This window comes from Bradyrhizobium shewense, from assembly GCF_900094605.1.
Classification (GTDB): Bacteria; Pseudomonadota; Alphaproteobacteria; order Rhizobiales; family Xanthobacteraceae; genus Bradyrhizobium; species Bradyrhizobium shewense.
Map to the genome: position 1 here is coordinate 278,142 of NZ_FMAI01000008.1, position 12,504 is coordinate 290,645.

General features: G+C 65.8%; 12 protein-coding genes. 8 read left to right on the forward strand and 4 right to left on the reverse strand.

The genetic code is table 11. From position 1 onward, the window contains the following. Positions 1–50: 50 nt before the first annotated feature. The 3 genes from GA0061098_RS18040 to arfB all read left to right on the forward strand — a co-directional run bounded on the left by GA0061098_RS18040 (position 51) and on the right by arfB (position 3,340). Complete coding sequence (locus tag GA0061098_RS18040) at positions 51–1,442, forward strand: M16 family metallopeptidase (RefSeq protein WP_161966348.1); 1,392 nt, start codon at positions 51–53, stop codon at positions 1,440–1,442. Continuing rightward, complete coding sequence (locus GA0061098_RS18045) at positions 1,439–2,806, forward strand: M16 family metallopeptidase (RefSeq protein ID WP_165637437.1); 1,368 nt, start codon at positions 1,439–1,441, stop codon at positions 2,804–2,806. The genes GA0061098_RS18040 and GA0061098_RS18045 overlap by 4 nt, the downstream gene beginning before the upstream one ends. Before the next feature lie 117 nt (positions 2,807–2,923). Beyond that, the gene (gene arfB, locus GA0061098_RS18050; RefSeq protein ID WP_018321949.1) at positions 2,924–3,340 is read left to right on the forward strand and encodes an alternative ribosome rescue aminoacyl-tRNA hydrolase ArfB; all 417 of its coding nucleotides are present in this window, start codon (positions 2,924–2,926) and stop codon (positions 3,338–3,340) included. Between the two features lie 62 nt (positions 3,341–3,402). Here arfB and GA0061098_RS18055 read toward each other — a convergent pair whose 3' ends face one another. Further along, on the reverse strand, positions 3,403–3,711 hold the full coding sequence (locus tag GA0061098_RS18055) for a hypothetical protein (RefSeq protein ID WP_091958656.1): 309 nt from the start codon (positions 3,709–3,711) through the stop codon (positions 3,403–3,405). Between the two features lie 301 nt (positions 3,712–4,012). Between GA0061098_RS18055 and GA0061098_RS18060 the strand changes: the two genes are divergently transcribed. From GA0061098_RS18060 to GA0061098_RS18075, 4 genes are all read left to right on the forward strand, one after another. Continuing rightward, a complete protein-coding gene (locus GA0061098_RS18060) occupies positions 4,013–4,399 on the forward strand; it encodes a c-type cytochrome (RefSeq protein ID WP_091958659.1) in 387 nt (128 codons plus the stop codon). Further along, positions 4,400–4,795, forward strand: coding sequence for a VOC family protein (locus GA0061098_RS18065; protein WP_091958662.1), 396 nt, complete (start codon positions 4,400–4,402; stop codon positions 4,793–4,795). Between the two features lie 86 nt (positions 4,796–4,881). Next, a complete protein-coding gene (locus GA0061098_RS18070; protein ID WP_091958665.1) occupies positions 4,882–5,430 on the forward strand; it encodes a Twin-arginine translocation pathway signal in 549 nt (182 codons plus the stop codon). 30 nt (positions 5,431–5,460) lie between these two features. Then, positions 5,461–7,029: a GMC family oxidoreductase gene (locus tag GA0061098_RS18075; RefSeq protein ID WP_091958668.1), complete on the forward strand. Its 1,569-nt coding sequence runs from the start codon at positions 5,461–5,463 to the stop codon at positions 7,027–7,029. Between the two features lie 245 nt (positions 7,030–7,274). On the opposite strand, the gene GA0061098_RS18080 is transcribed toward GA0061098_RS18075, so the two are convergent. Continuing rightward, positions 7,275–7,592 carry a ribbon-helix-helix domain-containing protein gene (locus tag GA0061098_RS18080; RefSeq protein ID WP_091958671.1) on the reverse strand — a complete coding sequence of 106 codons (318 nt, stop codon included), beginning with the start codon at positions 7,590–7,592 and terminating at the stop codon, positions 7,275–7,277. Between the two features lie 240 nt (positions 7,593–7,832). On the opposite strand from GA0061098_RS18080, the gene mutL reads away from it, so the two are divergent. After that, positions 7,833–9,647: a DNA mismatch repair endonuclease MutL gene (mutL, locus tag GA0061098_RS18085; protein ID WP_091958674.1), complete on the forward strand. Its 1,815-nt coding sequence runs from the start codon at positions 7,833–7,835 to the stop codon at positions 9,645–9,647. 145 nt (positions 9,648–9,792) lie between these two features. Here mutL and rsmD read toward each other — a convergent pair whose 3' ends face one another. Together rsmD and GA0061098_RS18095 are read right to left on the reverse strand one after the other, a co-directional pair. Continuing rightward, positions 9,793–10,350 (reverse strand): 16S rRNA (guanine(966)-N(2))-methyltransferase RsmD, encoded by a 558-nt coding sequence (gene rsmD / locus GA0061098_RS18090; protein WP_091958677.1) that lies wholly within the window; start codon positions 10,348–10,350, stop codon positions 9,793–9,795. A 1-nt stretch (position 10,351) separates the two neighbouring features. Next, positions 10,352–12,424 (reverse strand): pseudouridine synthase, encoded by a 2,073-nt coding sequence (locus GA0061098_RS18095; protein ID WP_165637438.1) that lies wholly within the window; start codon positions 12,422–12,424, stop codon positions 10,352–10,354. Between the last annotated feature and the right edge of the window lie 80 nt (positions 12,425–12,504).

Below are 12,504 nucleotides of genomic sequence, written 5' to 3' on the forward strand. Positions count from 1 at the left end.
CGTGCCGTCCGAGCCGGACATCCGGACCTCGGCCTTTCAAAAGGATCATAATGTCCTCTTACCGATCGGCTGCCTGCCTCCTTGCCGCGCTGCTTTCGACGAGCATCCTTTCGGCCGGCGCGGCCCTTGCCCAGACCACGGTAACATCGGCCCCGCCCGCCAGCTTCACGCTCAGCAACGGCATGCAGGTCGTGGTGATCCCCGATCACCGCACGCCCGTCGTCACCGAGATGATCTGGTACAAGGTCGGTTCGGCCGACGAAACGCCGGGCAAATCCGGCCTCGCCCACTTCCTCGAGCACCTGATGTTCAAGGGCACCTCGAAGCATCCCGTCGGCGAATTCTCCCAGACCGTGCTTCGCGTCGGCGGCAACGAGAACGCCTCGACCTCGGTCGACTACACCAACTATTACCAGCGCGTGCCGAAAGAGCAGCTGCCGACCATGATGGAGTTCGAGGCCGACCGCATGACGGGCCTCATCCTCAAGGACGAGAACGTGCTGCCCGAGCGCGACGTCGTGCTCGAAGAGTACAACATGCGCGTCGCCAACAATCCGGACGCGCGGCTGAACGAGCAGATCATGGCCGCGCTCTATCTCAATCATCCCTACGGCCGTCCCGTGATCGGCTGGCACCAGGAGATCGAGAAGCTCGACCGCGAGGACGCACTCGCCTTCTACCGCCGCTTCTATGCGCCGAACAACGCCATCCTGGTGATCGCCGGCGACGTCGAGGCCGCCGACATACGCCCGCTGGTCGAGCGCAATTTCGGCTCCATCCCGGCGCAATCAGCGATTCCGGCGCGGCGCGTCCGTCCTCAGGAGCCGGAGCCCGCCGCCCCGCGCACCGTCACGCTGGCCGACCCGCGCGTCGAGCAACCGAGCATGCGGCGTTATTATCTGGTGCCCTCGGCAACCACGGCCGCGGCCGGTGAAAGCGCCGCCCTCGACGTGCTGGCGCAGCTGATGGGCAGCGGCAGCAATTCCTATCTCTACCGCGCCCTCGTCGTCGACAAGCCGCTCGCGGTCTCCGCCAACGCCAGCTATTCGAGCATCTCGCTCGACCCGACCCAGTTCGCGATCTCGGCTTCACCGAAACCCGGCGTCAGCTTCGCCGAGGTCGAGCAGGCGGTCGATGGCGTCATCGCCAATGTCGCGCAGAACCCGATCCGCGCCGAGGATCTGGAGCGGGTCAAGACCCAGCTGATCGCTGAGGCGATCTACGCCCAGGACAATCAGGCGGTGCTGGCACGCTGGTATGGCGGCGCGCTGACCACGGGCCTGTCGATCGAGGACATCAGGAGCTGGCCCGACCGCATCCGCGCGGTCACCGCCGAGCAGGTCCGCGCCGTTGCGCAGAAATGGCTCGAGAAGAAGCGCTCGGTGACGGGCTATCTGATCAAGGACACCGCCGCCACCAAGCGCGAGGAGAAGCGTTCGTGACCTATCCTTTCCTTCGACGCGCTGCATTCTCCCTTGCCACCGGCGCTGCGCTTGCGCTCGCTTCGGTCTCGCCGTCGCAGGCGGCCGCAAAGATCCAGCACCTGGTCTCGCCGGGCGGTATCGAGGCCTGGTTCGTGCAGGACGCGACCGTGCCGCTGATCGCCATGGAATATTCCTTTGCCGGCGGCTCGGCGCAGGATCCCAAGGACAAGCCGGGCGTCGCCAATTTGGTCGGCGATCTCCTCGACGAAGGCTCCGGCGATCTCGACTCTAAGACCTTCCACGAGCGGCTCGACCGCCGCGCCATCGAGCTTTCCTTCAGCGCCACCCGCGATACTTTCCGCGGCAGCCTGCGCATGCTGCGCGACAACAAGGACGAGGCCTTCGACCTGCTCAGGAGCGCGTTGACCTCGCCGCATTTCGACACCGCCGATGTCGAACGCATCCGCTCGCAGGTCGTCTCGGGCCTGCGCCGCGAGACCACCAATCCGACCTCGCTGGCGAGCCGCAAATTCCTGGAGGTCGCCTTCGGCGATCATCCCTATGGCCGGCAGACCAACGGCAACCTCGACAGCGTGCCGACCATCACGGTCCCCGACATGAAAGACTATGTCGGCCGCGTGCTTGCGAAGGATGGGCTGAAGATCGCTGTCGTCGGCGACGTCGATCCGGCGACGCTCGGCAAGCTGCTCGACCACACGTTCGGTAGCCTGCCCGCCAAAGCCAACCTCACGCCGGTTCCGGACGTCGAGGCCGCAAAGCCGCCGCAACGCGCCTTCGTGACCCTCGACGTGCCGCAAACCGTGATCACGTTCGGCGGCCCGGGCGTGAAGCGCAGCGATCCCAACTTCATGGCGGCCTATGTCGTCAACCACATCCTCGGCGGCGGCGGATTGTCCTCGCGGCTCTATCGCGAGGTCCGCGAGAAGCGAGGCCTCGCCTATTCCGTGTTCGAATCGCTGCTCTGGATGGAGCATTCGGCGGTGTTCATCGGCAATACCGGCACGCGCGCCGACCGCGCCGGCGACACCATCGATGCCATTGAAAAGGAAGTGCGCCGGATCGCCGAGGAAGGCCCGACGCAGAAGGAGCTCGACGAGGCCAAGTCGTACCTCAAGGGCTCGCAGATGCTGGCGCTCGATACCTCCTCCAAGCTGGCGCAGGCGCTGCTGCAGTACCAGCAGGACAAGCTGCCGATCGACTATATCGAGAAGCGCAACGCCATCGTCGATGCCGTGACGCTGGACGACGCCAAGGCCGCCGCCAAGCGCCTTTGGGGCCAGGGTCTCCTGACCGTCGTCGTCGGCCGCGCCCCGCAGGCCGCGGCGCAGCCCTCCGCGGCTCCAGCGACGAAGTCGAACTGACGTCCCTCTCAGATGTCCTGAAATGGCCGGGCTCGCCCGGCCATTTGCGTTTCCACCAAGCACCATTGCCCAACGCAGACGTCCGCGATATGTCCGGACATCACGAATGGTGCCACCATGCTGCGGATATCCCGCGATCTCGTCATCGACGAGGACGACATCGAGATCGGCTTTGTCCGTGCTTCCGGCCCGGGCGGGCAGAACGTCAACAAGGTCGCGACCTCGGCGCAGCTGCGCTTCGACGCGCGCAAGCTGACCCTGCCGGAGGATGCGGCGATCCGGCTCGCCCGCCTCGCCGGTCAGCGCATGACCAAGGACGGCGTGATCGTGATCCAGGCGCAGCGCTTCCGCACCCAGGAGCGCAACCGCCAGGATGCCATCGACCGCCTCACGGAGATGCTGCGCGAAGCCATGGTGCGGCCAAAGCCGCGTCGGGCGACAAAGCCGACTTTTGGCTCAAAGCAACGCCGGCTCGAGGGCAAGAAGCGCCGCAGCGACGTCAAGGCCGGACGCGGCGGGCGCTTCGACGACTAATTAGCGCGGCAAAAAACTCCGGCCGCGAGGCGACCGGAGTTGTGCCGTTTTACCCGGCTGGACTAGTAACGCTTGGAAGGGGCTGCGCCGCCCGTCGTGGCATCGTCGGCCGTTCCCTTGTGCGCAGCGCTGCCCGTGGTGCCGACCGTGCCCCTGGTGCCCTTGGTCGACTTCATGCCGGTCTTCTCGCCCGCCGCGCCCGGCTGAGCATTCATCTCCTCGTCGCCGGTGCCCATCGTGCTGCCTTGCATGGGTTTGCTCTGCACGGTGCCGCCCGGTTTGGCCGTGGGGGGCGCGCTTTGCGCGAGAACGGGCGTCGCAATGAGAGCCGACAGAGCGCATGCGATCATCGAGGTCTTGACCAACTTCATCCATTTCTCCTGGATTGTTTCGCGACGAATGGCTCGGCGGCGCACACGCCGCTCATCTCCACCGGACCATTGCATCGCGTCGAGAGTTCAAGCGGCGCAATCGCCATGCAATGCGCATGGTGTGGTGATCGTTTAGGGATTTGACGGCGGTTTCGCGGAATTGTGCTCCGCATATAAGGCAGCGCGGAACACTGCGCATCACGAGCATCTCCGCGCGCAGCGAAACAGCCCGCTACTACCACCGCCCATCTGACGCCGCCTAGAGTTTGCGCAGGTTGATGTGGATGGGCGGCTCTAGACGATGCGCGCGTTCGTGCTGGGATTGTGCACCGCGATGGTGCTGGTGGCGCGGGTTGCCGACGCGCAAATGCCTTTGCCGGCCGCAAAACCGCCGGATGGCGCGACACTCTTCAAGCAACAATGCGCGGTGTGCCACACCACGAACCTGTCGGAGCCGGCGCGCCAGGGACCGCCACTGCTCAAGGTCGTGGGCCGTCCCGCCGGCAAGGTCGAAGGCTTTCGGTATTCGCAAGGCCTCGCGAACGCAGACTTCACCTGGGACGAAGCCCGGCTCGACGCCTGGCTGACCAATCCGCAGGCCGTCATTCCCGGCGTCGTCATGGCCTACCGGCAAGGCAAGCCGGAGACGCGCGCCGCCATCATCGCTTACCTGAAGGAGCAGCACTGAATGGCAAAGCCGGTCCATTCCATGATCCGCGTGCTCGACGAGGCGCGCTCGCTCGACTTCTACCGGCGAGCCTTCGGCCTCGAAGTCGCCGACCATCTGAAATTCGCGGACTTTGCCCTGATCTATCTGCGTCACCCCTCCTCACCTTTCGAGGTCGAGCTGACGGTGAATTTCGATCGCAAGGAGCCGTACCAGCTCGGCGACGGCTACGGCCATCTCGCCGTGGTGGTCGAGGATCTCGAGGCCGAGCATACCCGCTTCGAGCGCGAGAAGCTCGCGCCGGGGCCCTTACGCGATTTCAAGCACGACGGAAGGACGCTGGCGCGCTTCTTTTTCGTCAGCGATCCCGATGGCTACAAGATCGAGGTGATCCAGCGGGGTGGACGTTTCAACTAAAGCATGACCGGAAAAGTGCGCAGCGGTTTTCCGAAAAGATCATGCTCAAATAACAACCTAAATCAAAAAAGCTTAGGAGGAATGCCATGAGAGAAGTCGATCGTCGAAGCAAGCACAGCCGTCGCGTCTTTCTCAAGGGCGCAGCGACCGCCGTGCCGGTCGTAGCGGTCGCGACAAGCGTCGCTGTCAGCATCGAGGATGCGTGGGCCGATGATTCCAGCACGCTCTCGCCCGCGACGATGAAGACACTGCTGAAAGTCGCGCGCGACATCTATCCGCACGACGTGCTCGGCGACAGCTATTACATCACCGCGATCAAGCCGTGGGATGGCAAGGCGGCCAAGGACGCGTCCGTCAAATCACTGATCAGCGACGGCATCACGCGGCTCGATCAGAATGCGCGGGATCGCCACAAGGTGCCCTATGTCGAAGTGCCATGGGAAGCCGACCGTGTGGTTCTCTTGAAGGAGATTGAGGGAAGCGACTTCTTCCAGAAGGTGCGCGGCGACCTCATCGTGTCGCTCTATAACCAGAAGGAGGTTTGGCCGCGGTTCGGCTACGAGGGCTCCTCGGCCGAGCACGGCGGCTACATCAACCGTGGCTTCGCCGACATCGACTGGCTGCCGAAGGCTTGAGACCCACCCCAACGGTTCAGGAGAACGCATATGGCAAAATTCGATCTGAACGACTCCAGCGTTGTGGTGATCGTCGGCTCCGGTGCCGGCGGCGGCACGCTGGGCAACGAACTCGCGCAGAAGGGCGTCAAGGTGGTCATTCTCGAAGCGGGTCCCCGCATCGAGAACCACGACTTCGTCAACGACGAGTGGGAGAGCTTTTCGCAGCTCGCCTGGACCGATGCGCGCACCACGTCCGGCACGTGGCGCGTCGCCAAGGACTTTTCCGGCCTTCCCGCCTGGATCGTCAAGGCGGTCGGCGGCTCGACGACCCATTGGGCCGGCGCCTCGCTACGCTTCGACGAGCACGAGTTCAGGGTGAAGAGCACCTACGGCAACCTTCCCGGCGCCAACCTCCTGGACTGGCCGGTCACGCTCGCCGAGATGGAGCCGTGGTACGCCAAGGCCGAGAACAAGATGGGCGTGACCCGCACCAACGGCATCCCCGGCCTTCCCGGCAACAATAATTTCAAGGTGCTGGAGGCCGGCGCCAAGAAGCTCGGCTACAAGACGGTGCACACCGGCAACATGGCGATCAACAGCCAGCCGCGCGACGGCCGCGGCGCCTGCCAGCAGATCGGCTTCTGCTTCCAGGGCTGCAAATCCGGCGCGAAATGGTCGACGCTCTATACCGAGATCCCGAAGGGCGAGGCCACCGGCAATCTCGAAGTGCGACCGAGCAGCATGGCGGTCAAGATCGAGCATGACACTGGCGGCAAGGTCACCGGCGTCGTCTACGCCGACGAGAGCGGCGCGATGCAACGGCAGAAGGCGCGCATCGTCGCGGTCGCCGGCAATTCGATCGAGAGCCCGCGGCTGCTGCTCAACAGCGCCTCGACCATGTTCCCCGACGGCCTTGGCAACTCATCGGGCCAGGTCGGCCGCAACTACATGCGGCACATGACCGGCAGCGTCTACGCCGTGTTCGAGAAATCCGTGCACATGTATCGCGGCACCACCATGGCCGGGATCATCCGCGATGAAGCCGCCAACAATCCGAAGCGCGGCTTCGTCGGCGGCTACGAGATGGAGACGCTCTCGATCGGGCTGCCGTTCATGGCGGCGTTCCTCAATCCCGGCGCCTGGGGCCGTCCATTCACCGCAGCGCTCGACGGTTATCCCAGGATGGCCGGCATGTGGCTGGTCGGCGAGGACATGCCGCAGGAGACCAACCGCATCACGCTCGACCCTCGCGTGAAGGACAAGTTCGGGCAGCCGGTCGCGAGTGTGCATTTCGACGATCATCCCAACGATCTCGCGATGCGCGCGCACGCCTACAAGCAGGGCGCTGCGGTCTACGACGCCGTCGGCGCCACCGTGACCTATCCGACGCCGCCCTATCCGAGCACCCACAATCTCGGCACCAACCGCATGAGCGAGAAGCCGCGCGACGGCGTGGTCAACAAATTCGGACAGAGCCACGACGTCAAGAACCTGTTCGTCTCGGACGGCAGCCAGTTCACCAGCGGCGCGGCCTGCAACCCGACGCTGACCATCGTCGCGCTGGCGATCCGGCAGGCGGATTACATTGCGGGGGCGATGCAGAAGAAGGAGATTTGATCGTACGTTGCCGTCATGTGCACCGGGACGATGGTGAGGAGCGATGACGCATCCACACTTGAGCTGTCGTCCCGGCGAACGCCGGGACCCATAACCACAGGGAGCAGTTTGGCGAAGATTAGTCGTTCGGTACTCAGTCACCTACGCTCGATAGATTCCGCGGTATGGGTCCCGGCGCCCGTGCGCAATTGCGCACTAGGCCGGGACGACACCGAGAATGCGGATGCGGTCTCTTGCAGCAACGACTACTCCGCCGCATCGAGAATCGGCGTCACCGTCGCCTTGAACTCCGGCACCGTCGCCATGCTCTTCGAGCGATAGATCAAACACGAACACCGCAGCAGCGAGGCGAAATTGTTGACCTCGCCATGATGGTCGAGCACCTCGTTGTAGAGCGTCGTCAGGAACTTGCCGAGGCTCATGGCCTCCCTGGCCGCGATCTCCTCCAGCGTGTCCCAGAACGCCATTTCCAGCCGGATCGAGGTGCAATGGCCATCGATCCGCAGGGAGCGGGTCTGGGATTCGTAGTCGCCCTGGGGCTGATGCGCGAAGAGATGGCACATGGCGTCCTCCCGTCCTGTTGCCGTTTTTTCACGATGCTACACCGCTGCCCGGCGCCTCACAATCCGGACCGTCGTCGGATGTCGGCAGGTCTCGGCTTGCGCAATTTTCTCGAACGCTCAATGTCTTCAATGTGATAGGCAACCCTCTTCCCCAGGCGGCCACACGGCTGTTGCCCAACACATGCTTTTGACGCAACACGGCTTAGAATAGCGCTGTTCGCGAATCCAAGTCAGAACCTCATGCCCGTCCGCCAGCTTCCAGAACAGGTCGTCAACCGCATCGCCGCCGGCGAGGTGGTCGAACGACCGGCGAGCGTGGTCAAGGAGCTGGTCGAGAATGCGATCGATGCCGGCGCGAGCCGGATCGACGTGTTCACCGATGGCGGCGGGCGGCGCCGGATCGGCATCACCGACGACGGCGGCGGCATGACCGCGAAAGACCTCGCGCTCGCGGTCGAGCGCCACGCCACATCGAAGCTCGACGACGAGGATTTGCTCCAGATCCGCACGCTCGGGTTCCGCGGCGAGGCGCTGCCCTCGATCGGCTCGGTGGCACGACTGTCCATCACCACCCGGCATGCCGGTGAGCCGCACGCCTGGGCGCTCACGGTCGAGGGCGGCGAGAAGTCCGAGATCATGCCGGCGGCGCTGGCGCATGGCACCCGTGTCGAGGTTGACGACCTCTTTTATGCGACGCCGGCCCGGCTGAAATTTTTGAAGACCGACCGCACCGAGGCGGAAGCCATCCGCGAGGTGGTGCGGCGCCTCGCGATGGCGCGGCCCGATATCGCCTTCACGCTCGCGGGCGAGGAGCGCGCACCGGTGACCTGGGCCGCCGCGCTGCCCGGCGCCGCCGGACGGCTGACGCGGCTCGGCGACATTCTGGGCGCTGAGTTTCGCAGCCATGCCTTCGAGGTCCATGCCGAGCGCGAGGGCGTCGTCGTCGCCGGCTATGCCGCAGCACCTGCGCTGACCAAAGCCAATGCGCTCGGGCAATATCTCTTCGTCAACGGCCGCCCGGTCCGCGACAAGCTGATCCTGGGGGCGGTGCGCGGAGCCTATGCCGATTATCTGCCACGCGACCGGCATCCCGTGCTGGCGCTATTCGTCACGCTGGATCCGCGCGAGGTTGACGCCAACGTCCATCCGGCCAAGACCGAAGTGCGCTTCCGCAACGCCGGCCTCGTCCGCGCGCTGATCGTGCACGGATTGAAAGAGGGGCTCGCGCGGGAGGGCCGACGCACTGCCGCCAACAGCGGTGAGAGCGCGCTGTCCTCATTCCGGCCGGCCTTCACGCCGCCGCGTCCCGCAAGCTGGGACTGGCGGGCTTCGCCGTCCGCGCCCGTTGCGCCGATGCCGTCATTCGAGGGCTCGGCCGCACCCGCTTTCGCAGAGCGCACGCAGGCCGCCTTCGACGTCGGCGCGCCCAGTGCGGACGTGCGGATCGAGTCCCAGCCCGTCAGCGATCTCGTCGACCGCCCGCTCGGTGCCGCGCGTACGCAGATCCACGAGACCTATATCGTCTCGCAGACCCGCGACGGATTGATCATCGTCGACCAGCACGCCGCGCATGAGCGCATCGTCTATGAGCGGCTGAAGGCTTCGCTGGCTGCGAACGGCGTGCAGCGGCAGATCCTCTTGATCCCCGAGATCGTCGAGATGGACGAGGCGACGGTCGAGCGCCTCCTGGAGCGCAGCGAGGAGCTCGCATCGTTCGGTCTCGCCATCGAATCCTTCGGCCCGGGCGCGGTCGCGGTGCGCGAGACTCCCTCGCTGCTCGGCAAGACCAATGCGGGCGGCCTCTTGCGCGATCTCTCGGAGCACATGGCCGAATGGGACGAGGCGCTGCCGCTCGAGCGCCGCCTAATGCATGTCGCCGCGACCATGGCCTGCCACGGTTCGGTGCGCGCCGGCCGAAGGCTGCGACCGGAAGAGATGAACGCCCTGCTCCGCGAGATGGAGGACACCCCGAACTCCGGCCAGTGCAATCACGGCCGGCCGACCTATGTCGAGCTGAAGCTGAGCGATGTGGAGAAGCTGTTCGGGCGAAGGTGACGGTGCCGCGGTGAAGGTGCCGTAGGGTGGGCAAAGGCGCAACGCGCCGTGCCCACGATCTCTCCATGATCGAGACAGGTGGTGGGCACGCTTCGCTTTGCCCACCCTACGGCAGCTGAATCCGCCGACGGCGGATTACGCTTCGCTAATCCGCCCTACGCAAGAACACGAACTCCGTGTCGTCATACGCCCGCCGCTCCAATTCCTCGTACCCTTCCGGCGTCGCGAACTGCGCCGCCTTGGCCTCTTCCACCACCAGCAGCGCGCCGGGCGTGAGCCAGCCGCCATCGCGCAAGCTTGCCAGCGCCTTCTCCGCAAACCCCTTGCCATAGGGCGGATCGAGGAACGCCAGCGAGAACGGCTCGACCGGATGTGCGGGCCCCAGATCGGTCGCATCGCGTCGATAGACTTTTGTCACGCCGCCGAGGCCAAGCGACTCGACGTTATTGCGCAGCAGCGCCCGAGCCTCCGCGCCGTTGTCGACGAACAACGTGAACTTCGCGCCGCGTGACGAGGCCTCGATGCCGAGCGCACCGGTGCCGGCGAAGAGATCGAGCACGCGCGCGTCCGCAATCGGATCGTCATAGGCGTGCACGAGGATGTTGAAGACGGACTCGCGCAGGCGGTCCGCCGTGGGGCGGATGTCGCGCGAGGACGGTGAGGCGAGATTGCGCCCCTTCAATCGACCGCCGACGACGCGCAAGCTAGTCCTCCTTCGGCGTCAAATCGCGCTTGCCGTGATAGCCGCGCTTGGGACGGCGCGGCGGGCCGTAGCCGTTGGCCTCTTCCTCGTTGCGCTCGCGCGCCTCCTCGCTGCCGGTGCGCTGCACCAGCACGCGGCGACCCTTGCGGTCGTTGATCACCGCGCGCTTGCTGGCGGGCTTCGTCTCGCGCGGCGCATCGTCGACGCGCGAGGCGGATTTCGAGGGCACGTCGAACTGCGCCCCCGACTTCTCGATCACCTTGTCGCCGAGCTGGTCGCGCAGCACGCGCGACTTGATCTCCTCGACCTGACCTTCGGGCACCTCGCCGAGCTGGAACGGACCGTAGGAAACACGGATCAGCCGGTTCACCTCGAGCCCGAGATGAGCGCAGACATTGCGCACCTCGCGGTTCTTGCCTTCGCGGATCGCGAACACCAGCCAGACATTGGCGCCCTGGTCGCGCTCCAGCGTCGCTTCGATCGGACCGTATTTGACGCCCTCGACCTCGATGCCGTTCTTGAGCTCGTCGAGTTGCGCCTGGGTGACGTCGCCATGGGCGCGAACGCGATAGCGGCGCAGCCAGCCGGTGTCCGGCAGTTCCAGCGTACGCGCGAGGCCGCCGTCATTGGTGAGCAGCAGCAGGCCTTCGGTGTTGAAATCGAGCCGGCCGATCGAGATCAGCCGCGGCAGGCCTTCGGGCAGGTTGTCGAACACGGTCGGACGACCCTCGGGATCGTCATGCGTGGTCATCAGGCCGCGCGGCTTGTGATAGAGGAACAGCCGCGTGCGCTCGCGCTCCGGCAACGGCTTGCCGTCGACCAGAACGACGTCGTTCTTCGTAATGTCGAGCGCCGGCGAGTTGATCACGCGGCCGTTGACGGTGACGCGGCCCTGCGTGACCATCTCCTCGGCATCGCGGCGCGAGGCAAGCCCCGCACGCGCCAGCGCCTTGGCGATGCGCTCGCCGGCCTTCTTCGGCTTCGGCTCTTCTTCCCGGCGGGGCCGGCGGTTGAAATCGCGGTCCCGCTCGCGATAGGCGCCGCGGCCGCCGAAGGCGGGGCGTTTCTCAAAAATCCTGCTGTCGTCTTCGTTCTCACGGCGCGGGCGATCGCCGAAACGGCCCTCGCTGCGCGGATGCTCGTGCCAGTCGGAGCGGCCTTCCGAGCGCTCGCGCGGACGATTGAATTTTGGCCGGTCACCGCCACGCCCGCCGCGGTCGCCATCGCCATCGCGACGGGGCCGATCGAACTTTGGACGATCCTCGCGCGGCCGATCGAATTTGGGCCGCTCGCGGAACGGACGATCACCCGATGCGCGATCGTCTCGTGAACGCGAGAAGCGCGGACGGTCGTCGCCGCGGCCACCTTCGCGGCCGGCTCCGCCCTCACGCTTCTGCCAGGGCTTGTCCTCGCCGCGATCATGGCCGCCGAAATCCTTGCGCGGGCCACTGCTAAAATCCTTGCGCGGCGGCCGATCGCCGCGCGGACGGTCGTCGCGCTTCTGCCACGGCTTGGAATCGCCGCGCTCGCCGCGGTCGCGATCAGGACCGCCCCGCGAGAACTTCCGTTCGCCGTCGAACTTGCGTTCCGGACGATCGCCACGCGGCGCGTAGGGCCGCTTGTCACCGAATTTCTTGTCGCCGGAACGGCCGGCGGGACGGGAATCGTCACGATCCCGGCTACGCGGCGGACGGTCGTCGCGGCCATAAGACGGACGATCACCGCGCGGCTTGAATGGGCGCTTCTCGCCATCACGCGAGGAACGATCGGAAAACGGCCGGTCGCCGCGCGGCTTGAAGCTGCGCTCGCCGCGATCCTCACCGCCGCGGTCATCGCGCTTGAAGCGGGGACGGTCGGAAAAATCGCGCCGCGGGGCATCGCCCTCCTCGCGGCGGCGGAACGGTTTACCCTCGCGGGGCGCGCGGCTGTCGCGATCGCCCCTCCCCTCGCTCTTGCCCTCAAAACCGCGCTTGGCGAACTTCTTCTCGGGGCCGCGTGCCTTGCCGGAACGGCCGCCTTTGGCCGGGCCTCGCCGGCCGCGGGAATCGTTGTCTTTGTCGCTGTCGCGAGGCATGAATGATCTCACTCGAGGGGGTGGCCATTAGGCATTATGCGCGCTCGTTCCGAGCCGCATGCCCAGGCAAAACCGGTAAG

Coding starts and splice junctions, on each gene's coding strand:
- mutL (WP_091958674.1), top strand. CDS start 7,833: ATGCCCGTCCGCCAGCTTCCAGAACAGGTCGTCAACCGCATCGCCGCC.
- GA0061098_RS18075 (WP_091958668.1), top strand. CDS start 5,461: ATGGCAAAATTCGATCTGAACGACTCCAGCGTTGTGGTGATCGTCGGC.
- GA0061098_RS18060 (WP_091958659.1), top strand. CDS start 4,013: ATGCGCGCGTTCGTGCTGGGATTGTGCACCGCGATGGTGCTGGTGGCG.
- arfB (WP_018321949.1), top strand. CDS start 2,924: ATGCTGCGGATATCCCGCGATCTCGTCATCGACGAGGACGACATCGAG.
- GA0061098_RS18040 (WP_161966348.1), top strand. CDS start 51: ATGTCCTCTTACCGATCGGCTGCCTGCCTCCTTGCCGCGCTGCTTTCG.
- GA0061098_RS18080 (WP_091958671.1), bottom strand. CDS start 7,592: ATGTGCCATCTCTTCGCGCATCAGCCCCAGGGCGACTACGAATCCCAG.
- GA0061098_RS18065 (WP_091958662.1), top strand. CDS start 4,400: ATGGCAAAGCCGGTCCATTCCATGATCCGCGTGCTCGACGAGGCGCGC.
- GA0061098_RS18095 (WP_165637438.1), bottom strand. CDS start 12,424: ATGCCTCGCGACAGCGACAAAGACAACGATTCCCGCGGCCGGCGAGGC.
- GA0061098_RS18070 (WP_091958665.1), top strand. CDS start 4,882: ATGAGAGAAGTCGATCGTCGAAGCAAGCACAGCCGTCGCGTCTTTCTC.
- GA0061098_RS18055 (WP_091958656.1), bottom strand. CDS start 3,711: ATGAAGTTGGTCAAGACCTCGATGATCGCATGCGCTCTGTCGGCTCTC.